The organism is Segatella hominis, from assembly GCF_019249725.2.
In the GTDB taxonomy this organism is placed as follows: Bacteria; Bacteroidota; Bacteroidia; order Bacteroidales; family Bacteroidaceae; genus Prevotella.
On the sequence record NZ_CP137559.1, the window covers coordinates 1,602,605 to 1,625,802 of the forward strand.

A 23,198-nucleotide genomic window follows, 5' to 3' on the forward strand; every position below is an offset into this window, starting at 1 on the left:
CTATCCACCTATTCGCCCCTCCATTCGCCTGCTTTTCCATCTTCCATACCGTGAATTATCGAACATCGCGTCCTGACTAAAACAGAGGGTATGATTTTCCGATGGTTTTTGTTAAAAGCTTTTAAAAGCAGTAAGCAGAAGTTAAGAATGATGCACTCATAGGTGCATCACGTGATTTTCGAAGAAGTATATCTTTGCAGCATAATCAGTTGACTGATAAACATGTTTTACTATATAATATAATAAGGTATATGAAGCTAAAAGCAACTTATACTCGCCGTATCTTGGCGATGATGTATTTCCCCGACTGCGAACCTGCGAATGCCGTGCGCCGTCTGACCAGCGAAATTAAACGCTGTGTGGAACTGTATGAACTCCTGACCGCCAAGGGCAGAAACTTCGACCGCAAGCAGATTCTCACCATCCGTGAGGTGAAACTTATTGAGGAATTTCTGGGCGAACCAGCATGCTCTATTGAAGATGTGCTTTAATGAACTCTCATGATGCGCATTGTTAGGTGCTAATGATGCGCTTTTATAAGTGCTAATGATGCGCATCATTAAGGTGTATAAAAGCGCATCGTTAGGTTGCACTAAAGAACGACATTCAACGACGCACTTCGACAGATGCCCCTGAGCAGATGTTGTATCTTTGCACCAGCTAAACGAAGAACGAAGAGTGAAGAGTGAAGAATTCGACACCTGGGTGCACTCAACAGTCCTTGTTCGGAATGAAGCAAATATATTTAGTATTAATTTTTTAAACAACTTCAAACTATGAGTAAATCTTACAAAGTGTTTCCTCGCACCCTTACCATGGGTGAGAAAAAGGGTCAAACTGTTTATTCTGTTCGTCCTGTAAGTTACGGTACTTTGACTACCGAAGAGGTGGCTAAGCAGATTTCTACGGAATCTACTGCAACCACGGCTGATGTGAAGGCGGTACTCGACCGCTATGCCTACTATGTGGTGGAAAACCTTGCCAAGGGTTACAACATCGAGCTTCTTGGTTTCGGTACTCTTTATCTCCGCTTCATCACCAACAAGGCGGTGTCTGAACCTAAGAAGGCGAATGCCAACTTGGTGAAGAGCATCATGCCAGGCTTCCGTCCTTCGTTCTCCGTGGATCGTAATGGCAAGCGTACCTACGACCTGATTCCTAATCGCATCAGTCTCGTGAAGTACAGCGAAGATAACGACCCGAATGGCGACAACAACCCTACTGACAAGGGTGATAATACTCCTGGTGGCACTACTCCATCCGGCGGTAATACTCCTGCTGGTGGCAACACCGGAAGCGGAACTGACGAGGGGGACTATGACCTCAAGTAAGTACTTTGACGTGCCCGACTTCGTGTCGGGTGCGGCTACCGCTAACAAGTTCTTTTTTTCAAAATGATGTTTCACTAATTAATTAAATATGTATATGAGTAATCAAAATGAAAATTTCAACAATGGTTCCAAAAAGTTTTCTTGGATTTCTATCATGAACGCTATCGTTCAGGCCCTTATTGCTGCGCTGACAGCGCTGGGAGTAAGTTCGTGCACGAACCTGTTTTAAATGAGAAATGACAAATGACTTTTCTGAAATGGGGATGATTAATGATAAATTTCCTTTGAGTATTGGGGAGGAGCTGGTGCGTAATGAACGCACACTCCTCGCCAGAGTGGAAGACGGCAAAATGATGATGTCTGCCGACTCCGTAAAATTCTTGGTGTTGCATTGTTCGGCTACCCGACGCAATCAGGACTATAGTGTGGAACAGCTTCGCCGTGACCACAAGAGCCGTGGCTTCTATGACATTGGCTACCACTTTTATATCCGTAAGGATGGGACAATGACGCAACATCGCTTCTTGCTCGAAGTGGGGGCGCATGCGAGACCTTACAACCGCTGTTCTATCGGCATCTGCTATGAGGGTGGTCTGGATGAACATGGTAAACCATGCGATACTCGTACGCCTGAGCAGACGGAAAGAATCGGTGATGTCTTGAAGAGGCTTCACAAGTTGTTCCCGAAAGCGAAGATTGTGGGGCATCGAGACTTGCCTGGGACTACACCGAAGGAGTGTCCTTGCTTGGATGCTCATGCACTTTTCGGGTGGATAGAAAATTGTGATTAGAATAGATAGTCATAATCCAGCATCAATTTTTCATGCTCGCTTTGATACCTGTCCCTTGTGTCTTTATCCAATGTTGGACTGTCGAGTATAGAATCTATTTCTTGGAGAATCTTGGCTCCCATCTTCATGATGGGGTCGAGGTTTTCTTTGAACTGCTCGATGAATGGGGCATAGTAATAACCTATCTCTTTGATGATAAAGATATAGGTGCTCCATGCCTTGTTGATGTCCATGCGTTTTTGTGCAAGTTCTGCCAACACATATTCTCGCAGGTAGTCGATGTTCTCGGCTTGGACGGCTACCTCATTAGCTGTTTTCACAGGGTGGAAGTAGCGGTCGATGAGAGCTTCTCGCTCTTGCAGATTACGCATTTGTGCCACTTTGCCTGTGCTGCAATTCTTGCACAAATGAGCATAGGGGAAATAATTGTCAAGATAGGCTTGTATCTCTTTAGGATGACCTTGAAAGAAGACAAGTCCGCTAACGGTTGGTATCTCTTTGTGCTGCACTTTCTGCTTGCCCATTTTCTTGAAATACCTGATAGTTTTATGCACAAAATAGGTTATGCCGTCTTTGGTCAACTGCGCTTCCATGCCCTTCACTTTGTTATGATGCACAAAGAGATATGACCATGTGGTTTCGTCAGATTGATGACACTTCTTTACCTCTGAGCCAGATTTGTTTTCTTGCTCAGTAACGTGGTTGCCCTCTGGAGAAACAAGTTTCTCGTCGGCTGTAGAAAAAGAACTCGTACCATCCGGTTTCATAAATTCTGCTCTACTTTATGTCCTCAGCTACAACCATACATGATGGTTGTGAAAGCCTGATCAATTCGTCCTTATTGTGCATCATCTTAATCACATTTATGAGTATCAGACATTACTGTCTTTGCGCATGTATCTTTATTTTACATTCGTTGCGCATTCTTCTTATAAGAGTGCAAACTCGCTACAAAAATACGAAAATTAGTTGGATTACGTATCAGATTTTATCATTTTCTGTCTGTAGTTCTTAAAAATTTCACTTTACTGTTGCCATAATGCTTATATTTTAATGATGAATCATATTTTCGGTTTACACCTATTATAATATAAGCAGCAACAGTTCAATTTTATCTTCGTTTTCTGATGGATGAGACAAGTCTGCCTCTCCATCAGAAGATTTTACTTTCCTATTTTTAAATCGGATATTTGATAGCGGCCGACGCCATCTTTTTCTTTTGTCAAGCTGTTGGTTACTCCTGATAGCTTGATATTGCCGACGCCTTCTATCATGGCATGGATCGATTCACAATCTACTTGGGCTTCAACCTTGCCTACACCTTCATTGTCTATCTTTAACCTGCCACCTTTGAAATGACCGATTTTTACATTGCCGACACCTTCATTGTCGATGTTCACATCATCTGACTGAAGACGAAGGACGGTGACACTTCCTACTCCCTCATTATCAATCCCTACTCGATTCGCCAGGAGATTCTTAATCTCTATATTTCCTACTCCTTCATTGTCGATGTCAAATACATCTGAATTGATAGCGTCTGAATGGAAGGTTCCGATTCCTTCTAAGGTGATCTTCACTAAATCTGGTGACGTGATATATACTCGCATACGACTGCCGGAATCGAGTTTGCTGACACCTGTTATCTTGCTCTTTAAGCCAATCTTCAGTTTTCCTTCGCGATAGATTGCCACGGCTTTATCCTCAAATTGCTTCCGAAGCTTATCATCCTTGATGTGAGTAAAGTCGAAACGCACACTCTGCTGATCTCCATTATTCTGTACATAATAGACATCTGCTATGGTTTCTACCTCTATTTTTGTAAATGGCTTCTCTGTCAGATCCGCCTCTACAAAATGTAGGTTTCCGTTGTCTATCGTTCCATTACTCATGATCCCATTTGAATAGGAACAAGATATCGTTGCTGTTCCCATCATAACTGCCAGCATAACAAGTATGCCGCCTTTTTTCAATCTTCTCATCGTTTCCTAAAATTTAAATATGATTCGTAAAGTAAGCCGTTGCTGAAACGACCCATTTTTTTAACTCATTTTCCATATAGACGAAAGGGGCGCAACTTTTGTTGCGCCCCTCACTCATTTTATTTTAAAAAACTTTTTTGCTTAAGATCTTCTTAGCATTCTCTATTCGTTCTGCAGTAGGTGGATTGACATCCTTGAGCGGATAGTCAATGCCTAACTTCTCATACTTATAGATTCCTAAGGTATGATAAGGAAGGACATCTATGCGTTCCACATTATCCAATGTCTGAAGGAAATCACTCAACTGCTCCAGATACTCATCTTTATCTGTAATACCAGGGATGAGTACATGGCGAATCCAAACTGGTTTCCGGATATCACTCAGATAACGAGCACAATCCAGGATATTCCTGTTAGAATGCTTGGTCAGTTTACGATGCTCCTCATCATCAATATGTTTGATGTCCAGGAGTATCGTGTCTGTCACCTCCATCAGTCGCTCAAACTTCTCAAAGAAAGTCCCCTGACGGGTAAACAACTGTGCAGAAGTATCAAGACAGGTATTGATACCACGACGGTGCGCTTTCTCAAACAATTCCAGCAGGAAGTCGATTTGCAACAATGCCTCGCCGCCACTCACCGTGATGCCACCTTTGTCACCCCAGTAAGTACGGAACCGTTCCGCCTTGTCGAGCAAGTCATCTGCAGTCCATTCCTCTCCCACTCCCACTTTCCAGGAATCAGGATTATGGCAGAACTGACAGCGCATCGGACATCCCTGCAGAAATATCAGAAAACGTATGCCTGGTCCATCTACCGAACCAAAGCTTTCTATGCTGTGAACAAATCCTTTATGCATATTTAGAGTCTCTCGTGAGCCTGACGAGCGATTACGTCGAGCTGCTGCTCACGGGTCAAGTCGATGAACTTAACTGCATATCCACTGACACGGATTGTGAAGTTCTGGTATTCTTCCTTCTCAGGATGCTCCATAGCGTCCTTGAGCTTATCTACACCAAATACGTTCACATTCAAGTGGTGAGCACCCTGATTGAAGTAACCATCCATTACACCTACCAAAGTCTGGGCACGCTCCTCGTCATCATGACCGAGAGCACCTGGACTGATGGTCTGGGTATTAGAAATACCATCGAGCGCATACTCGTAAGGCAACTTAGCTACTGAGTTCAATGAAGCCAAGAGACCATTCTTCTCAGCACCGTATGATGGGTTTGCACCTGGAGCCAAAGGAGCACCGGCAGGACGACCATCAGGCATATTGCTGGTGTACTTACCATATACTACATTGGATGTAATCGTAAGGATAGAGGTTGTAGGCTCTGAATCACGGTAAGTGTGATACTTCTTGATGAGAGACATGAAGGTCTTGAGCAACCATACTGCAATCTCATCAGCACGCTCATCATCATTACCATAACGTGGGAAGTCACCCTCTGTCTTGAAGCTCAATGGGAAACCGGTCTCATCACGGATGATATTTACCTTCGCATACTTGATAGCTGAGATAGAATCTACTACGTGGCTGAAACCTGCAATACCTGTTGCAAAGGTACGACGTACATCGGTATCGATGAGTGCCATCTCTGCTGCCTCATAGAAGTACTTGTCGTGCATATAGTGAATCAAGTTCAATGTCTTCACATAAACACTTGCCAACCAGTCCATCATATCCATGAAACGTGGCATGAACTCCTCGTATGTCAATACATCACCCTCTACAGCACGATACTTAGGACCACACTGCTCACGGGTCTTAGAATCTACACCACCAGAAACTGCATAGGTCAAGCACTTAGCCAAGTTGGCACGAGCACCGAAGAACTGCATTTCCTTACCGGTCTGTGTAGCAGATACACAGCAGCAGATGCTATAGTCATCACCCCATACTGGGCGCATTACATCATCATTTTCGTACTGGATAGAACTTGTCTTCACAGAAATCAAAGAAGCATAGTGCTTGAATCCCTTTGGCAAACGAGCGCTGTACAATACAGTCAGGTTTGGCTCTGGTGAAGGACCCATATTCTCCAAGGTGTGGAGGAAACGGAAGTCGTTCTTTGTAACCATAGAACGGCCATCCTGACCCATACCACCTACCTCAAGTGTTGCCCATACTGGGTCACCAGAGAAGAGCTGGTTGTAAGAAGGGATACGTGCGAACTTCACCATACGGAACTTCATGACCAAATGGTCGATCAACTCCTGTGCATCAGCCTCAGTCAAAGTACCCTCCTGGAAATCACGCTCGAAATAGATATCGAGGAAAGTAGAGATACGACCTACAGACATCGCAGCACCATTCTGTGTCTTTACTGCACCGAGGTAACCAAAGTACAACCACTGTACAGCCTCACGTGCATTCTGAGCTGGCTGACTGATATCAAAGCCATAGCTTGCAGCCATTTCCTTCAAGCCCTTGAGCGCCTTGATCTGCATAGCAACCTCCTCGCGCAGGCGGATGACCTCGTCAATCATCTCACGGTCGCCCATCTGATTCAAATCCTTCTGCTTTTCTGCAATCAGGAAATCAATACCATAAAGAGCAACACGACGATAATCACCTACGATACGGCCACGACCGTAAGTATCAGGAAGACCTGTAAGAATATGATTGTGGCGAACGAGCTTCATCTCTGGAGTATAAGCATCGAATACGCCATCATTGTGAGTCTTGCAATACTTGTGGAAAATCTCGTGGAGCTTCTCAGATGGCTCATAGCCGTATGTTGTACAAGCCTGTTCTGCCATCTTGATACCACCGTATGGCATGAAAGCACGCTTCAAGGGCTTATCAGTCTGAAGACCCACTACCTTCTCCAAGTCCTTGGTGCCCTCACCGATGTAGGCTGCACCGTATGCTGTCAATCCTGATACTACCTCAGTCTCCATATCCAGCACACCACCCTTGGCACGCTCCTGCTTCTGGAGTTCCTTCAACATACCCCAAAGGGTATCAGTAGCTTGGGTAGGTTCTGCCAAGAACGTCTCATCGCCGTCGTAGCTGGTGTAGTTGTTCTGAATGAAGTCACGAAGATTGACCTCAGATTGCCACTTGTTTCCTTTGAAACCTCTCCATTCTGTTCTCATAATCAATGTTCCTTTATATTTAAAATAGTTAATAATTATAATAATGAATACAAATTTTCAGAAACAAAAAAGCCCAATCACAGAATTGTGACTGGGTTTATTTCTTAAAAGGGCACTTTTTTAGATACGCCGCGCCTTTCTTCTTGCCAAGCCCTACAGCTGCCAAGAATGTAATTCCGATACCAATAACTGCACCAATACCAACGACGATAGCGATTTTCTCTTTCTTTATCATGTACCTTTTCCTTATTTTTTGTTGATGAATTAAGCCTGATTCCTGCTTGTGGGACCCATCGGAAACTACATAAAAAATGCAGTCCCGATTCCCCTTGTTAGGAATGGGACTACAAAATTACAATTTTATTTCGAATTAAGAGAAGGATTTGTGTTAAAACATCCACTTTCCCCTCAAAAATCATCATTTATAGGTAGTTGGAGCTGGATTGCGCCCCATTTTACTTTTTGATAAAGAGTTTGAAACTCTTCACACTACCTGGAGCACCCTCTTCGGCTCTTGGCAGATATTCGAAGGCTGATACGGTTACCTCCTTGCCCATATCTACAATACAAAGATGAGGGACATCGGAGCCTTAGGAACAGCAGGTAATATTTTTTTCGAAAAAGCCACCTCTTTTTACTTTTCCCGTTTCCGTCATCGGTATCTTGTCAACATGTATGAACAGTTTCGGCACCCAGAATTTAGGAAGTTGCTCTTTACAAACCCGTTCTACTTCATCCAAATCCACATCCTCAGAGACGAGTACAGCCATTTCCCCAAACTTTTCATCCTTCTTCTTCGTTATCATAAACGGAGACTGGAGAAATGGGCGGAGTTTATTCTCCACCTCCTCTATCTGGATTTTCACACCGCCGGAACAGATTACAAAATCTTTCCTGCCCTTGATACGAAAGGCAACCCGATGGCTACCCCATGACTCGGAAGCATCCATCACTTTCAGTTCGGCTATATCATTGGTCACTAACTTTTCTGCACAAACCAAGGGGGCATCAATCACAAGACACCCCTCCTGGTTCACTTCCACCTTTACGCTATCAAAGGGATGATACCACTCACTCGCATCCGGTCCGTTCAGTCGTCTCAAGGCGATATGCGACAGTGTTTCCGTCATGCCATAAGTACTCCAAACCGCTATCTCTTCCGGCAAAGTCATCAATTCAGCAGCGAGTGCCTCATCAATGGCTCCACCCCCAATGATCAGGTTTTTAATTCTCCCCAACCTTTCCCTTTCTTCTGGTACGCTGAGCGAATTGAATACCTGCATCGGTACCATGGCAGCAAAATCGATACCTCTCGCTAAAATCGTAGCAGCAGAACAGGAAGATGAAGTATGGAAATCAACAGCAGTAGCCTGCTGAAGAGCTTCATTGGAGAGTGGATGACCACAGGGTTCGACACAAACGAGCCGAAGTTCTCTCTCGATGCTTCTCACCGTCATCATTTTGCCTGCAATATAATCGAGAGGCAAACAGAGAAATGCGGAGTCACCGGACTGAATCCCCAAGAAATCACAGGTAATGCGAGCCGAGTTTCTCATCTTATCCTTCTCGACCCACATCTCCTTCGGTTTACCGGTAGAGCCACTGGTATGCACCAGCACCCTATCCTCCTCATTTTCCCATATCTCTAAAAAATCCTTCAAGTGCATCGTATTCCCTTTTATTGTTTTCAAAAAGAAAAACAGGAGACTTAGGGAAGAAAAAACAATTTTTCTCCCCGAATCTCTAATTGGCTCGGCAAATTATCCTCAAACAACTTCCCTGTTCCAAGTCCTTGTGCCATAGGAGCCTCAGCGCCATACGCTTCCTCTCCATAGACCTTAGCACAGAAATGGGCAATCGCATTCAGTCCTACATTGCTTTCCAAAGCGGATGTGATCCAACTCCCAATTCCTCTTTCCCGGGCAAGGGAGATCCATTCCTCACATCCATACATACCTCCATGGAGCGAAGGTTTCAAAACAATATATTGCGGCCGGATGGTATCCAACAGCGCCTGCTTCATCGAACGGACATTGACACCGATCAATTCCTCATCAAGCGCAATCGGCAACGGAGTTTCCCGGCAGAGTTCAGCCATCTTAGGCCACTGATGCTGTTTGATAGGCTGTTCGATGGAATGAATATCGTATCTTGCCAATGTTTCCAGGCGACTCATCGCATTCTCCGGAGAGAAACCACCATTGGCATCCACACGCAGTTGCACCTCCTCCTTGGAATAGCGCTCTCTGATACACTTGACCAGATCCAGTTCTTTCAGGAAGTCGATGGCACCAATCTTCAGTTTCACGCAATGGAAACCCTCTTTCAGTTTCTCCTCCAGTCTTCCTAACATTTCATCGTAAGAGCCCATCCACACGAGTCCGTTGATGGTAATCCCCGCTTCCCCGCGTGCAAAAGGCGTATCATACAATTTTCCCAAGCCATTTGCCCAAGCCGGAACAGCAAATGTCTGCAAGGCGACAGAAGAAGGATCAGCAGTTGCAGCCACCTTTACCTGATGGAAGAAGTCTGCAAATGCCGATTCCAATCCAAAAGTAATGCTCGGATAGGCACGAATCATATCATACGGAATACGTCCCATCTGTTCCACCAGTTGACAGACCTGTCGCAGCGTCGCCTCATATTCCGGTTTCGCATCACAGCTCAAATCCGGGAGCGTAGCACATTCGCCCACACCTTTCACGCCCGGAACTTCATCCGAGGATAGCGTGAGGAAGAAACTATGCCGGGTGGTATAAACGCCTCTTGATGTTCCTGCCGGCACCTTGAAATGGAGCGTCCGCTCCGATATCTCTATCTTGTACATTATTTCTTTTTCAATTCATAAAGATCCTTGCGTCTGTCGCGCATATTGCGAACAGCACCATACGTATGCAACTCATTGAGAAGATTCAAATCTACATCCGAAATCAGGATCATTTCCGTATTCGGTGTCGCCTCCGAGCGCTTACCATCATTAGGGAAGGCAAAATCACATGGTGTAAATACGGCACTCTGTGCATACTGGATATCCATATTATGCACACGAGGCAAGTTGCCTACACTACCTGCAATCGCCACATAACACTCATTCTCGATAGCACGCGCCTGTGCACAGACTCTCACACGAGAGTAGGCATTCTGCGTATCGGTCATAAATGGTACAAAGAGAATCTGCATACCATCCTGTGCCATCAGACGGGAGAGTTCAGGGAACTCCACATCATAGCAGATGACAATACCAATCTTGCCACAGTCGGTATCAAAAGTCTGGATATTGCTACCGCCTGTCAATCCCCAACATTTCTGTTCATCTGGAGTCACATGAATCTTCTCATACATATCCACGCTACCATCTCTGCGGCAGAGGAAACCCACATTATAAAGTGCCCCGTCTTCCTTTACCAGTGGCATAGAACCCGTGATGATATTGATGTTATAGCTGATAGCCAACTCACGGAAACGGTCACGGATCTGTTCCGTATATTGAGCCATTTCACGAATACTCTGCGCTTCACCCATGTCATTAAACTTCGCCATCAGCGGAGCATTAAAGTATTCTGGGAAAAGGATAAAATCACTCTTATAGTCAGACACGGAATCCACGAAGAACTCCACCTGTTCAAAGAGATCATCCACAGAAGCATAAGGACGCATCTGCCACTGAACCAATCCGATGCGCACCGTAGGTTTTCTATCTACAAAACTATCCGTTGGTGGCTGGTAATAGATATTATCCCACTGCAACAGTGTGGCGCAGTGTTCACTCTCCTCATCACTTGGCAGATAATTGCGGATGACACGACGGACGTGGAAATCATTGCTCAACTGGAACGTGAGTACCGGGTCGTAGATTTCACGGGAGCGCACCTTCTCGATATACTCCTTCGGACGCATCTGGTCCGCATACTTATGATAGTTAGGAATACGACCACCAAACATGATTGCCTTCAGATTCAACTTTTCGCACAATTCCTTGCGATACTCGTACATACGGCGTGCCAATCGCAAGCCACGGTAATCAGGGTGGATAAACACCTCAATACCATAGAGAATATTACCATTAGGATCATGTGTATTGAAAGTCTCGTTACCAGTCACCTGCGCATAAGTATGATCACCCTTCACCATATTATAATTAACGATGATAGACAGGGCACATCCTACAATCTTATCATCCACGATGATGACAACCTGACCTTCAGGAAATATAGTAATGAGTTTCTTGATTTGCTGGCGTGTCCAGAACACGTCAGAATCAGCGTAGATACGCTTGAAAGATTTAGCGAGCTGGTCATAATCCTCCATGTGGAGATTTCTCAGGCTCACCTTTTCGATTTTACGAATGGGTTCCATAATACAACTTTTTATCTTTAAACCATCACCGGTTTCAATGAAAGAACCGATATTTGGGGGCAAAAGTACAACTTTTCACCCGAAGCACAAAGAGAAAAATACAAAAAAAGGAAAAATGCTGGAATAAAAGCGTTTTTTATCAAAATAATGAGTACCTTTGCAGCCCAAAATGAACCAACAATATAAAAAACAAAAAAGTGAACAGTAATCAAGTTAAAGGTTTTCTGGCGGGTATCATTGCCGCCGTTTGTTATGGTACCAACCCATTGGGTACCTTAGAGCTCTACCATGACGGATTCTCTTCCGGTTCCGTCCTGACCTATCGCTACCTTTTAGCAGTAGTCATGTTTGCCATCGTCTTACTGGTACGCCGTGAAAGTTTTGCCATCAAGTGGGGTCATGCCATCCGTCTGGCATGCTTAGGCAGTTTCTTCGCCCTCTCTTCCACCACGCTCTATGTCAGTTTCCATTATATGGCAGCAGGAATCGCGAGTACCCTGCTTTTTGTCTATCCGATCATGACTGCAATTCTGATGACCGCCTTCTTCCATGAGAAGGTCACCTGGACCAGTACCATCGCCATTCTTCTCGCCGTTTCAGGCGTCGGACTTCTTTATCAGGGAGATGGAAACGCCAAGTTGAGCACAGCGGGGTTTGCCCTTGTGATGGCCTCCTCCCTGCTCTATGCCATTTATATCATCTCCATCAACCAGTGGAAGAACAACACCATGTCGAATGTCAAATTCACCTTCTGGATATTGGTATTCGGTCTGATAACCGTTGCCCTTTTCACGTGGATTTCGGGTGAGAATTTCCAAATGTTGGAAACACCGAAGCAGTGGCTCTGTGCAGCCCAACTCGCTCTTTTGCCAACGGTACTCTCGCTCTTCTTCATGACGATTTCCATCAATCTCATCGGCAGTACCCCTGCTGCCATCATGGGAGCCTTGGAACCTGTTACCGCAGTCGTGATTGGCGTCTGCATTTTTGGAGAATCCTTTACCCTGCAGCTTGCGCTCGGTATTGTTGCTATTCTTGCCGGTGTAACTCTGATTATTCTACGGAAACAGAAATAAACGCCCTATCAAAAAAATGAGGGTGTGTCATAAGACCATGACACACCCTCATTTTTTTATTCCTCATCTGCAAATTCATGCAGCGTATAGTCGCTACTGCCATCAAAGCAATGAGTGCAGACCTGGCATTTCGGTAAGCCGATCGCCTCAATCAACTGTTCGATGGTATTGAACTTCAAAGTGGTCAAACCGAGTTGACGCGCAATCTCGTCCACCATTCTCTGATATTCAGGAGAACCCGTAGTAGCATATTTATCGAGATTCTTATTGGCATCGCCTTCAAACTTCTCGATGATACGACGAGTAATCAATTCCATATCGCTCTTGGAAGAAGTGAAGTTGATAAACGGACAACCGTAAACCAATGGAGGACAGGCGATTCTCATGTGACATTCCTTCAAACCAGCCTGATCGAAAAGAACCTTCACATTATCACGCAACTGGGTACCTCTTACGATACTGTCATCACAGAAAAGAACTCGCTTGCCTTTGAGCATCGCCTTGTTAGGTATCAGTTTCATCTTAGCTACCAAAGAGCGCATACTCTGGTTGCTTGGAGTAAACGAACGAGGCCAAGTAGGCGTATATTTGGCAATACAACGCTGGTAAGGCACACCCTTACCCGCAGCATAACCCATAGCCATACCCGTACCCGAATCAGGAATACCGCTGCAGCAATCCACCTCCACATCGTCGGTCTTGGCGAGGTTGCAACCATTGGTAAAGCGCACATCCTCCACATTACGTCCCTCGTAGGTAGAAGTTGGGAAACCATAATAAACCCACAGGAAAGAACAGATCTGCATCTTCTTATTGGCTGGTCTCAGCTGCTCAAGACCATCAGCAGTCATCTGCACAATCTCTCCCGGACCCACCTCATACTCAGTCTCATAGTCGAGATTAGGGAAAGAAGTGGATTCGCTGGAAGCAGCATGGGCACCATCCTTCTTGCCGATAATGAGCGGCGTGCGTCCCCAACTGTCACGGGCACAGATGATACCATCCTCGGTGAGAATCATCATGGTACAAGAGCCCTTGATGTGATGATACACATTCTCGATACCCTCTTTGAAAGTCTTGCCCTGAATGATGAGCAAAGCTACAAGTTCGGTAGGATTGGTACTGCCGGAAGACATCTCAGCAAAGTGCATGTTCTTCTTCAGCAAATGTTGGGTAAGTTCATCCTTGTTGGCAATCTTTGCCACTGTGCAGATGGCAAATCGGCCAAGATGAGAGTTCATGATGAGCGGTTGTGCATCCGTATCGCTGATGACTCCAATACCAGAGGTAGCCCCTTCAAACTTATCTAATGAAGGTTCAAACTTGGTTCTGAAATAAGAGCTTTCGAGGTTGTGGATAGAGCGCACGAAGCCTTTATCCTGACTGTAGGTTGCCAAACCGCCTCGGCGTGTGCCGAGATGTGAGTTGTAATCAGTGCCGTAGAAAAGGTCTGCGACACAACTTTTCTTGGAAATCGTTCCGAATATGCCTCCCATAAGAGTATAAATTCTATATTAATGTTTGAAATATGGGTGCAAAGGTACTAAAAATGAAGAAATCTCGCAAGAAAAGCGTGCAAAAACTTTTCTTGCGAGATAAATAATTGTTTTATCTGTCCTTGAGCGGCGTATAATCCAACTCTCCCAAAATATTCTTATAAGCAGGACGGATGATACGGCGACCTTCGAAATTCAGTTCCTCGATGCGATGGGCTGTCCAACCCACGATACGTGCCATGGCGAAGATTGGGGTATAGATTTCCTGTGGCAAACCAATCATCTCATAGATGAAACCGCTATAGAAGTCGAGGTTGGCACAAGCCGGTTTGCTACCACCACGATGTTCCTGCAAGCACTTGATACCTTCCTGTTCGATGAGTTTCAGGAAGTTATACTCATCCTCTCTACCCTTTTCCTTAGCCAACTCACCAGCCAGGCGCTTCAACTCCACTGCACGTGGGTCGCTCAAAGTATAGACAGCATGACCGATACCATAGATCAGACCGGTCTTGTCATAAGCCTCCTTGTTGAGCATTCGCTTCAAATAGATATCAAGTTCACTGATATTCGTCCAATCCTTGATCGCTTCCTTCAAATGATGGAACATATTGATAACCTTGATATTGGCACCACCATGAAGAGGACCCTTCAAACTACCGATACCAGCAGCAATAGAACTGTAGGTATCCGTACGGGTAGAAGAAGTAACACGTACGGTGAAGGTAGAGTTGTTACCACCACCATGCTCAGCCTGGATAATCAGGAGCAAGTCGAGCATACGCGCATCCAGTTCAGAATAATTCTCATGCTTCATCATATAGAGGAAATTCTCTGCAATAGAGAGGTTCTCACGTGGATGACGGATATGCAAACTTCTACCCTGTACAGAGTGACGATAGATATTGTATGCGTATGCGATGATAGTAGGGAACTTAGCAATCAACTCTACACTTTGGCGCATCAGGTTGTCACGACTGATATCATCAGGATTTGGATCGAAAGTGTACATTTCGAGCACACAACGAGCCAGGATGTTCATGATATTGCTACCCTCCAGTTCAATAATATGCGTAATGGTACGGTGATCAAGCGGCATATTATCATTGATGAGTTCCTTGAAAGCCTCCAGTTCCTCCTTGTCAGGCAACTGACCGGAGAGCAAAAGGAAAGCCACCTCCTCAAAACCGAATCGTTTCTCCTTGAGAAGCGGAGTTACAAGGTCATCCAATTCATAGCCACGATAGTAGAGTTTACCCTCGGTAGGTTTCAATTTACCTTGCTCATCACGCTCATAACCCACCACATTACCGATATTGGTCAAACCGACGAGCACACCCGAACCATCCTCATTGCGAAGACCACGCTTCACATTGAATTTGGTGAATGCCTCCTTGTCAATCTTGCATGAGTTTTTAACCTCATCGCTTAATTTATATATCAAATATTCCTTGTTCATAATTATCCAAATTAGAATGTTATTTCTGCGCAGCAAAATTCAATGCACTACCAGCCTTGAACCAGGCGATTTGCGTATCATTATAGGTATGTTCTACCTCGAAGCTATCCTCAGAGCCATCCTTGTGCTTGAGGGTGATGGTAAGATGACTGCCCGGTGCAAACTCCTTGAGACCAGTCAAAGAGATACGATCGTCCTCCTGTACCTTATTATAATCATCCTTGTTGCAGAAAGTAAGCGCAAGCATACCCTGCTTCTTCAGATTGGTCTCGTGGATACGGGCGAAGCTCTTGGCAAGAATCACCTTCACATTGAGGAATCGAGGTTCCATCGCAGCATGTTCACGAGAAGAACCCTCACCATAGTTATCTTCTGCCACTACGATGCTGCTGATATTCTGCGCTTTATAAGCCTTGGCAGCAGTAGAAACCTCCACGTATTTGCCATCCAACTGATTTTTCACCTTGTTGCTCTCACCATTGAAAGCATTCACGGCACCCATCAGGAGGTTGTCGGAGATGTTCTGCAGATGTCCACGGAACTTCAACCAAGGACCAGCCATAGAGATATGGTCTGTTGTACACTTACCCTCCGTCTTGATCAGCAGCGGCATATCGATCAGATCCTTACCATCCCAGGCAGCAAACGGAGCGAGTTTCTGGAGTCGGTTGCTATCCGGAGCAATCACCACCTCAACGTTGGCATTTTCCTCGCTCGGTGCGATAAAGCCCTTATCTTCTACTGCAAATCCCTTAGGAGGGAAAGTAAAACCAGTAGGCACATCCAACTTCACGCTGTTGCCATCCTTATCTAATAAGGTATCCGTAGCAGGATTAAAGTCAAGACGACCGGCGATGGTGAGTGCTACCGTCAATTCAGGACTACCGATAAAGGCGTAAGTATTCGGGTTGCCATCAGCACGACGGCGGAAGTTTCTATTGAAAGAAGTAACGATGGCATTCTTGCGCGTATTGTCATCCGTATGTCGCTTCCACTGTCCGATACATGGACCACAGGCATTGGTCATGATCAGCGCACCGATCTTCTTGAAATCATCGAGGATGCCGTCACGTTCAGCAGTATAGCGGATCTGTTCTGAACCCGGGTTGATAATCAACTGACCTTTCACCTGAATACCCTTCTCATAAGCCTGACGAGCCACACTGGCAGCACGGGCGAGATCCTGGTAAGAAGAGTTGGTACAACTGCCCACCAATCCCACTTCTACCACCATCGGATAATCATTGGCAGGACCTTTCGCCTTCATGTGAGAGATAGGAGTAGCCGCATCCGGCGTAAACGGACCATTGAGATGAGGTTCTACCTTAGAGAGGTCGATTTCCACAATCTGATCATAGAAAGCAGACGGATTGGCAAGGACCTCATCATCAGCACGGAGTTCAGCCGCATTCTGCTGGGCAAGAGAAGCAATCTCCGCTCTGCCAGTCTTACGGAGATACTCATCCGCATTTCCATCGAATGGGAAGATAGAACAGGTAGCACCCAGTTCTGCACCCATATTACAGATTGTTGCCTTACCAGTAGTAGAAATACTGTCAAGACCATCACCGAAGTATTCGAGAATGGCATTGGTACCACCCTTCACGGTAAGAATACCGAGAATTTCGAGGATTACATCCTTAGGAGTAGCCCAACCAGAAAGTTTACCAGTAAGATGAACACCGATGAGACGAGGCATCTTGAGTTCCCAAGGCTGACCGGTAAGAACATCCACGGCATCCGCACCACCAACGCCAACAGCCACCATTCCGAGTCCACCGGCATTAGGTGTATGAGAGTCAGTACCCACCATCATACCACCAGGGAAGGCATAGTTTTCAAGTACCACCTGATGGATGATACCAGCACCCGGCCCCCAAAAGCCGATATGGTATTTCTGAGAAACAGACTTCAAGAAGTCATAAACCTCCTTATTGGTCTTGCACGCCTCAGGAAGGTCTTTTTCTACCCCCACATCCGCACGAATCAAGTGATCACAATGAACAGAGGCAGGTACGGCCACTTTGTCCTTACCCGCATTCATGAACTGAAGAAGAGCCATCTGAGCCGTCGCATCCTGCATCGCCACACGATTAGGTCGGAAATCAACATATTCCACACCTCTTTTATAAGGGCGCAATTGTGAAGGGTCGAAAAGGTGAGCAAAAAGCACCTTCTCGGCATAAGTAAGAGGTCGTTTTACCGTAGCTTTAGCCTGAGCTACACTTTCAGAATACGAAGCATAGAAGCTTCTCAGCATGTCAATGTCCAGTATCATCTTATTCACTATTTAAATTAAACTATGCAATTTATTCACTATTTGAACTAAACTATTTGCAAAAATACGAAATATTTTTCATATCGTAGCATTTTTCTTGAATTATTTATCATTTTGCCATCATTTTTTGATTCTTTATATGAATTTGTTGCATAATTATGCTAAATATGCAGAAAAAAAATGGATTGTAAAAGAAAAAAGGCGGAAAGAGACAAGAACCATAAAAATGTCGCAAAATGGTAACAAAAGTGTATATTTTAGGATTTGAGGCAATTTTTTCACATTTTCTTAACAAGAATACGGAAAAAATTATATAAATTTGCAGCATATTTGAAAATGGAGGTTAAAATCGACAGAAATTTTAGCCCCAAAACATTATTAACTAATTATTTATAAGGTATGCAAAAAAAATTGCATTTACTCTTTGCCTTGCTGATTTTCTTCGTATCACAGGCAATGGCTCAGATTACCACATCAAGTCTGAGTGGTAAGATTACTGCCAACAATGAGGACGTCATTGGTGCTACCATCAAAGTAACCCACGAGCCTTCCGGTACTGTTTATGGAGCAACCACCAATGCCAATGGCCGTTACTCTATCCAGGGTTTGCAACCTGGTGGTCCTTACAAAGTGGAAGTTTCCTACATCGGTTACTCTTCTAAGGTTTTGAAGGGTGTAAACTTGCCTTTGGGACAAAACACCGTATTGGACGAAACGCTCCAAGAGAATGCCGAGTTGCTCGAAGAAGTTGTTGTATCTGCTTCCCGCAACAACAACATGCGTACAGACCGCGCTGGTGCTACTACCAGTATCAACGCCGGACAGATAGAGAGCATTCCTACCGTGAGCCGTAGCATGAACGACATCTTGAAGTTGACTCCACAGGGTGCCCAGATTGGCAGCGGTTTCGCTGTGGGTGGTGGTAATTACCGCCAGAGTTACGTGACTGTCGATGGTGCTGCATTCAACAATGCTTTCGGTATCGGCGGCAACCTTCCTGGTAATGGTTCACCTATCTCTCTGGATGCATTGGATCAGGTATCCGTATCTTCCTCTCCTTATGACGTACGTCTGAGCGGATTTACAGGAGGTGCCATCAGTGCAGTTACCAAGAGTGGTACCAATCAGTTTAAGGGTACAGCCTATATGTACACCACCAACTCTCATCTCCGTGGCGACAAGGTTTCCGACTACGAGTTGAACCGTCTCCAGTCTCACTCTACCACATGGGGAGTCAGTTTGGGAGGTCCTATCATTAAGGACAAACTCTTCTTCTTTGCGAATGGCGAATATCAGGCAAACATCTCAGCCGGTCCTTCAGGTACAGCCCGAATGAGTGCAACCGACGCATGGAAGCCAAACTCCGGTACCGTACACCGTCCTTTGCAGAGCGACATGGACAATATGCTCCAGTTCCTCCAGAGCAAGTATGGTTACAACCCAGGTCGCTACCAGGGTTATTCTCTCGACACACCTTCTTACAAGTTCCTGGCTCGTTTAGACTGGAACATCAACAAGTTTAACAAGGTGAATCTCCGCTTCTCCAAAAGCCATGACAAGGATTCCAACAGTCCTTCCAGTTCTACCACTCCATTCAAGGATTCAGAGATTTATCCTGGTGGAACATCTGATGGCATCACCATCTCAGGCGGAAAGTCACAGTCTGGTCGTACAGCTAACTCAGGTCTTTATTTCGAGAGTGCCCGTTACTATCAGGAAAAGAACTTTACCTCTGTAGCTGGTGAATGGAATTCTAAGTGGGGTGGATGGAACAACACCCTTCGCTTGACATACTCTTACCAGGATGAGCCTCGTACCTATCTTGGAGGAATGTTCCCAACAGTGGATATTCTGAAGGACGGCGCATTTTACATGGGCTTAGGTCCAGACCCATTCACAGAGGGTAACCTCCGTCAGGTGAAGACATTCGTGGCTACTGATGAAGCAACATGGGCAGTAGGTATCCAGAATTTCATCGCTGGTGTGCAGTATGAGACCAACGAGGCTACCAATGGATTCGGTGCCGCTTCAGCAGGTTACTACGTATATTCTTCTCCAGAAGATTTCATGGCAGGTGGAAAACCAGCAGCATACGGCGTTACCTTCCCTATGGATGGCAGCGACCAGTTCTTGGCTAAGATGAAATACAACCAGTTCTCTGCTTACGTTCAGGACCAGATCAATTTCTCTGACCGTTTCCGCCTCACCGCAGGTTTGCGATTCGAGTTGCCTATCTATCCTGAGTTGAAGAACAACTACAATGCGGCTTTCGGTGCATTGAAGTACAGAGCCAACGACGGCAAGTATTATAGCTATAATACAGACCAGTTGCCAGACGCAAAGATTACCGTTTCACCTCGTGTAGGTTTCAATTGGGATGTTCTTGGCGACCAGAAGCTCGTGCTCCGTGGTGGTACAGGTTACTTCGTAGGTCGTTTACCATTTGTATGGCTCGTATCTGCAGTGGGTAATGCCGGTTGTGGTCAATACACCTATTATTATAATAAGGCCAACGAAGCAGCATACGGTCAGCCTAATTTCCATGTAAACCGTGCTGACCAGTTGAAGGACCTCACGGTTCCTGCAAGTCGTGAGAACGCAGCAGCTCCTTCTACTCCTACCATCATCGACAAGGATTTGAAGATGAACGCAACATGGAAGAGTTCTTTGGCTATCGACGCGAAGTTGCCTGGCGGTATTGACTTCTCTGTAGAGGGTATCTACAGCCGTGAATTCAACCCAGCAACTGTGACCAACCTGAACTACTCTTGGGATGGAGAATCAACCATCACTTTGGCTCCTGGTGATACCCGCCGCTACTACACAGCCAGCGGAAATGGTAACAACCCTTACATGATTACCAATGCAGGTCATAAGGCATATTATTACTCTATCACCACATCGCTTGCCAAGAGATTTGACTTCGGTCTCAACATCTCTGCATCCTATACTCACTCAAAAGCTCGCTCTTACGGTGACGGCGTAGGCGATCAGGTTTCTTCTGCATACTACAACAACCGTTACTCTATCAACGGTAATAATGACATGGAAACCGGTTTGGGTACATACGTAGCTCCTCACCGTGTGATCGTTTCTGCTTCTTACAAGAAAGACTACGCTAAGCATTTCGGTACAGAGGTGGGTCTGATCTACGAGGGTATGAACTTGGGTTATGCCGGTGGTTATAGCTGTGCACGCTACTCTTACATCTTATCTTCAAATGTAGTAAACGACTATGGTTCAAACGGTCTGTTGTACGTTCCTGCTTCACGTCGCGACCTCGACGACTGGAACTTTGCAGATGTAAAGGATAAAAAAGGTAACGTGACCTACAGTGCAGATGACCAGCGTGATGATTTCTGGGCTTACATCAACCAGGATTCTTACCTGAAGGATCGTAAGGGCAAATATACAGAGCGTGGTGGCGCTATCATGCCATGGCACCATCAGTTGGATTTCAAGTTCAACCAGAACTTCTACCTCAAGGTAGCCGGTCAGAAGAACACCCTGCAATTTGGTGTTGATATCAAGAACCTGGCTAACCTGCTCCACAGCAGTTGGGGTCTCTACAAGAGCGTAAACAACATGCAGTTGTTGAAGTACGACTCAAAGACAAAAGCATTCAACTTCCAGAAGAATGGAAAGAACATCTTGGACAAGACTTATACCAATTTGACAAGTTTCAGTTCTACCTATTCTATCCAGTTCTCTGTAAGATACATATTCAACTAATACAATAAAAAAGTCCTGCGGTTTATATCATCCGCAGGACTTTATTTTTATTATATTCAATTCTGATGAATCTTTCATCATTTTTTATTGCATCTATCATTATACGGATGCGTCATTTATCACATCTATGATTACGAATCTTTCCGTCTTTTATTGCAGATTAGAATAAGCCTAATATACTCTCGGACCAAAGATTGTAGTTCCGACGCGAACCATCGTAGAGCCATGCTGGACAGCCAACTGGTAGTCGTGGCTCATTCCCCAGCTTCGCTCACAGAATGCAGGACAATCAGCGAAGTACTTAGCCTTGACCTCATCAAAGAAACGGGCAGCCGTATCAAACTCGCTGGCAATCTGATGCTGGTCATCGACATGAGATGCCATCATCATCAGACCGCAAATCTGCACGTTCTTCATCTCTTTCCACTCACCTTCCTCCAAGAGTTGGCGGCAGGCATCGAGGGTTAAGCCATACTTGGTTTCCTCCGCTGCAATATGCAGTTCAAGCAAAACCTTAACCACCCTATCGTGCTTGGCAGCCTGCTTGTTGATTTCCTTCAGCAGTTTCAGGCTATCCACAGCCTCGATCATAGCGATGTAAGGAGCGATGTACTTCACCTTATTGGTTTGAAGATGACCGATGAAATGCCACTCAATATCCTTAGGCAGCGACTCCACCTTACGAGCCAGTTCCTGTTCATGGCTTTCGCCAAAGACACGCTGACCCTCTTCATAAGCAGCCTCGATATATTCGTTGGGATGAAACTTGCTGATGGCAACGAGGCGAACGCCTTCAGGCAAGTTGCCGAGGACCTCTCGGAGATTTCCCTTTACGTCATATTCCATTTACTTATTCTCCTGTTCGTATTCAGGAACATCATTCTTCTCCTCTTTTTTCTCAGAAGCAACCTGATGTTCAAAGACATCCATAATAGGCGTCTCGTTGATACCGATTGTATCGTAATCAATCATCGTCTTGCCCATCACCTCATCGATGTATCTCAAGGCACGAGCAAGCGACTTAGCCTGTACGAGGTAAACCACGTTGGTACGCTTTTCCTTATCACTCTTATCATCAATGGTGATAAACTGGAGTTTGGCTCTATACCATTTGTCATCATCATCCACATCACTGAAGAAAATCTCTCCGAAGGCAGACTTGGTGATACCGGAAACGTGGAATTCACCGCTTACATAGACAGACATCTCATCGATGATACTGCTCTCAGCCTCTGTAAAACTCAACGCATCCACTACATAGGTTTCAGATACCATTTTCTCGGTACCATCTTCCTGAGTCTTCTGATATTTTACCTTGGTAGTAAACCAAGTACCTGTTCTTGATCTCATAATATACCTTACTATTTATATAACATTACAAATCCCGTTAATACGGAAAAAACAATGCAAAGTTATAAAAAAGAAAACAAATAAACAAGATTCATAAGCGTTTTTTATGAAAAAACTAAAAATCTTTAGCTATCTTTCTCCATTTTCGCCGAAATTGATTACCTTTGCATCCAAATGTAGAAATGCCAACATCATCCGATGGAAGATAAGGCGAATTTCACATATCAACAGTTCATAAA

At 45.1% G+C, this 23,198-nt stretch carries 19 protein-coding genes; 6 read left to right on the top strand and 13 right to left on the bottom strand.

Annotation, left to right across the window (positions count from 1 at the left end; translation table 11 throughout):
* Positions 1-251: 251 nt before the first annotated feature.
* The 4 genes from KUA50_RS06660 to KUA50_RS06675 all read left to right on the top strand — a co-directional run bounded on the left by KUA50_RS06660 (position 252) and on the right by KUA50_RS06675 (position 2,122).
* Positions 252-491 (top strand): DUF4248 domain-containing protein, encoded by a 240-nt coding sequence (locus KUA50_RS06660; RefSeq protein ID WP_134844396.1) that lies wholly within the window; start codon positions 252-254, stop codon positions 489-491.
* A gap of 285 nt (positions 492-776) precedes the next feature.
* Positions 777-1,331 carry an HU family DNA-binding protein gene (locus KUA50_RS06665; RefSeq protein ID WP_218456678.1) on the top strand — a complete coding sequence of 185 codons (555 nt, stop codon included), beginning with the start codon at positions 777-779 and terminating at the stop codon, positions 1,329-1,331.
* A 154-nt stretch (positions 1,332-1,485) separates the two neighbouring features.
* A complete protein-coding gene (locus tag KUA50_RS16855) occupies positions 1,486-1,560 on the top strand; it encodes a smalltalk protein (protein ID WP_413777451.1) in 75 nt (24 codons plus the stop codon).
* 34 nt (positions 1,561-1,594) lie between these two features.
* The gene (locus KUA50_RS06675) at positions 1,595-2,122 is read left to right on the top strand and encodes an N-acetylmuramoyl-L-alanine amidase (protein ID WP_218456715.1); all 528 of its coding nucleotides are present in this window, start codon (positions 1,595-1,597) and stop codon (positions 2,120-2,122) included.
* Here the strand turns inward: KUA50_RS06675 and KUA50_RS06680 are convergent.
* From KUA50_RS06680 to KUA50_RS06715, 8 genes are all read right to left on the bottom strand, one after another.
* Positions 2,119-2,889 carry a hypothetical protein gene (locus KUA50_RS06680; protein WP_218456679.1) on the bottom strand — a complete coding sequence of 257 codons (771 nt, stop codon included), beginning with the start codon at positions 2,887-2,889 and terminating at the stop codon, positions 2,119-2,121. The two genes, KUA50_RS06675 and KUA50_RS06680, sit on opposite strands and share 4 nt — an antisense overlap.
* 396 nt (positions 2,890-3,285) lie before the next feature.
* Entirely contained in the window at positions 3,286-4,014 is a 729-nt protein-coding gene (locus KUA50_RS06685) for a GIN domain-containing protein (protein ID WP_218456680.1), read from the bottom strand.
* 214 nt (positions 4,015-4,228) lie between these two features.
* Complete coding sequence (gene pflA / locus KUA50_RS06690; RefSeq protein ID WP_218456681.1) at positions 4,229-4,963, bottom strand: pyruvate formate-lyase-activating protein; 735 nt, start codon at positions 4,961-4,963, stop codon at positions 4,229-4,231.
* Positions 4,964-4,965: 2 nt separating this feature from the next.
* Positions 4,966-7,212, bottom strand: a complete 2,247-nt coding sequence (pflB, locus tag KUA50_RS06695; protein ID WP_218456682.1) for a formate C-acetyltransferase — start codon at positions 7,210-7,212, stop codon at positions 4,966-4,968.
* Positions 7,213-7,309: 97 nt separating this feature from the next.
* The gene (locus KUA50_RS06700) at positions 7,310-7,447 is read right to left on the bottom strand and encodes a hypothetical protein (protein WP_167639520.1); all 138 of its coding nucleotides are present in this window, start codon (positions 7,445-7,447) and stop codon (positions 7,310-7,312) included.
* Between the two features lie 355 nt (positions 7,448-7,802).
* Complete coding sequence (locus KUA50_RS06705; protein ID WP_218456683.1) at positions 7,803-8,879, bottom strand: AMP-binding protein; 1,077 nt, start codon at positions 8,877-8,879, stop codon at positions 7,803-7,805.
* A gap of 41 nt (positions 8,880-8,920) precedes the next feature.
* Entirely contained in the window at positions 8,921-10,039 is a 1,119-nt protein-coding gene (locus KUA50_RS06710; protein WP_218456684.1) for an o-succinylbenzoate synthase, read from the bottom strand.
* Positions 10,039-11,568, bottom strand: a complete 1,530-nt coding sequence (locus KUA50_RS06715; protein WP_118116298.1) for a carbon-nitrogen hydrolase family protein — start codon at positions 11,566-11,568, stop codon at positions 10,039-10,041. Before KUA50_RS06715 ends, KUA50_RS06710 begins: the two co-directional genes overlap by 1 nt.
* A 197-nt stretch (positions 11,569-11,765) precedes the next feature.
* Here KUA50_RS06715 and KUA50_RS06720 point away from each other — a divergent pair, with 197 nt between their 5' ends.
* On the top strand, positions 11,766-12,644 hold the full coding sequence (locus KUA50_RS06720; RefSeq protein WP_218456685.1) for a DMT family transporter: 879 nt from the start codon (positions 11,766-11,768) through the stop codon (positions 12,642-12,644).
* A 56-nt stretch (positions 12,645-12,700) separates the two neighbouring features.
* On the opposite strand, the gene KUA50_RS06725 is transcribed toward KUA50_RS06720, so the two are convergent.
* From KUA50_RS06725 to KUA50_RS06735, 3 genes are all read right to left on the bottom strand, one after another.
* The gene (locus KUA50_RS06725; RefSeq protein WP_218456686.1) at positions 12,701-14,140 is read right to left on the bottom strand and encodes an amidophosphoribosyltransferase; all 1,440 of its coding nucleotides are present in this window, start codon (positions 14,138-14,140) and stop codon (positions 12,701-12,703) included.
* Between the two features lie 112 nt (positions 14,141-14,252).
* On the bottom strand, positions 14,253-15,599 hold the full coding sequence (locus tag KUA50_RS06730) for a citrate/2-methylcitrate synthase (RefSeq protein WP_218456687.1): 1,347 nt from the start codon (positions 15,597-15,599) through the stop codon (positions 14,253-14,255).
* Between the two features lie 19 nt (positions 15,600-15,618).
* Entirely contained in the window at positions 15,619-17,877 is a 2,259-nt protein-coding gene (locus KUA50_RS06735) for an aconitate hydratase (RefSeq protein WP_218456716.1), read from the bottom strand.
* A 399-nt stretch (positions 17,878-18,276) separates the two neighbouring features.
* Between KUA50_RS06735 and KUA50_RS06740 the strand changes: the two genes are divergently transcribed.
* Positions 18,277-21,609 carry a TonB-dependent receptor domain-containing protein gene (locus KUA50_RS06740; protein ID WP_218456688.1) on the top strand — a complete coding sequence of 1,111 codons (3,333 nt, stop codon included), beginning with the start codon at positions 18,277-18,279 and terminating at the stop codon, positions 21,607-21,609.
* A 171-nt stretch (positions 21,610-21,780) separates the two neighbouring features.
* Here KUA50_RS06740 and KUA50_RS06745 read toward each other — a convergent pair whose 3' ends face one another.
* Positions 21,781-22,455, bottom strand: a complete 675-nt coding sequence (locus KUA50_RS06745) for a YggS family pyridoxal phosphate-dependent enzyme (RefSeq protein ID WP_218456689.1) — start codon at positions 22,453-22,455, stop codon at positions 21,781-21,783.
* A complete protein-coding gene (locus tag KUA50_RS06750; RefSeq protein ID WP_022110016.1) occupies positions 22,456-22,959 on the bottom strand; it encodes a DUF4494 domain-containing protein in 504 nt (167 codons plus the stop codon).
* Positions 22,960-23,198: the final 239 nt, after the last annotated feature.

Excerpts from the sequence above, each read along its gene's own strand:
- KUA50_RS06660 (WP_134844396.1), top strand. The coding sequence starts at position 252 with ATGAAGCTAAAAGCAACTTATACTCGCCGTATCTTGGCGATGATGTAT.
- pflB (WP_218456682.1), bottom strand. The coding sequence starts at position 7,212 with ATGAGAACAGAATGGAGAGGTTTCAAAGGAAACAAGTGGCAATCTGAG.
- KUA50_RS06730 (WP_218456687.1), bottom strand. The coding sequence starts at position 15,599 with ATGAACAAGGAATATTTGATATATAAATTAAGCGATGAGGTTAAAAAC.
- KUA50_RS06735 (WP_218456716.1), bottom strand. The coding sequence starts at position 17,877 with ATGATACTGGACATTGACATGCTGAGAAGCTTCTATGCTTCGTATTCT.
- KUA50_RS06680 (WP_218456679.1), bottom strand. The coding sequence starts at position 2,889 with ATGAAACCGGATGGTACGAGTTCTTTTTCTACAGCCGACGAGAAACTT.
- pflA (WP_218456681.1), bottom strand. The coding sequence starts at position 4,963 with ATGCATAAAGGATTTGTTCACAGCATAGAAAGCTTTGGTTCGGTAGAT.
- KUA50_RS06725 (WP_218456686.1), bottom strand. The coding sequence starts at position 14,140 with ATGGGAGGCATATTCGGAACGATTTCCAAGAAAAGTTGTGTCGCAGAC.
- KUA50_RS06705 (WP_218456683.1), bottom strand. The coding sequence starts at position 8,879 with ATGCACTTGAAGGATTTTTTAGAGATATGGGAAAATGAGGAGGATAGG.
- KUA50_RS06710 (WP_218456684.1), bottom strand. The coding sequence starts at position 10,039 with ATGTACAAGATAGAGATATCGGAGCGGACGCTCCATTTCAAGGTGCCG.
- KUA50_RS06700 (WP_167639520.1), bottom strand. The coding sequence starts at position 7,447 with ATGATAAAGAAAGAGAAAATCGCTATCGTCGTTGGTATTGGTGCAGTT.
- KUA50_RS06715 (WP_118116298.1), bottom strand. The coding sequence starts at position 11,568 with ATGGAACCCATTCGTAAAATCGAAAAGGTGAGCCTGAGAAATCTCCAC.
- KUA50_RS06685 (WP_218456680.1), bottom strand. The coding sequence starts at position 4,014 with ATGAGTAATGGAACGATAGACAACGGAAACCTACATTTTGTAGAGGCG.
- KUA50_RS06665 (WP_218456678.1), top strand. The coding sequence starts at position 777 with ATGAGTAAATCTTACAAAGTGTTTCCTCGCACCCTTACCATGGGTGAG.
- KUA50_RS06675 (WP_218456715.1), top strand. The coding sequence starts at position 1,595 with ATGATTAATGATAAATTTCCTTTGAGTATTGGGGAGGAGCTGGTGCGT.
- KUA50_RS06740 (WP_218456688.1), top strand. The coding sequence starts at position 18,277 with ATGCAAAAAAAATTGCATTTACTCTTTGCCTTGCTGATTTTCTTCGTA.
- KUA50_RS06745 (WP_218456689.1), bottom strand. The coding sequence starts at position 22,455 with ATGGAATATGACGTAAAGGGAAATCTCCGAGAGGTCCTCGGCAACTTG.
- KUA50_RS06750 (WP_022110016.1), bottom strand. The coding sequence starts at position 22,959 with ATGAGATCAAGAACAGGTACTTGGTTTACTACCAAGGTAAAATATCAG.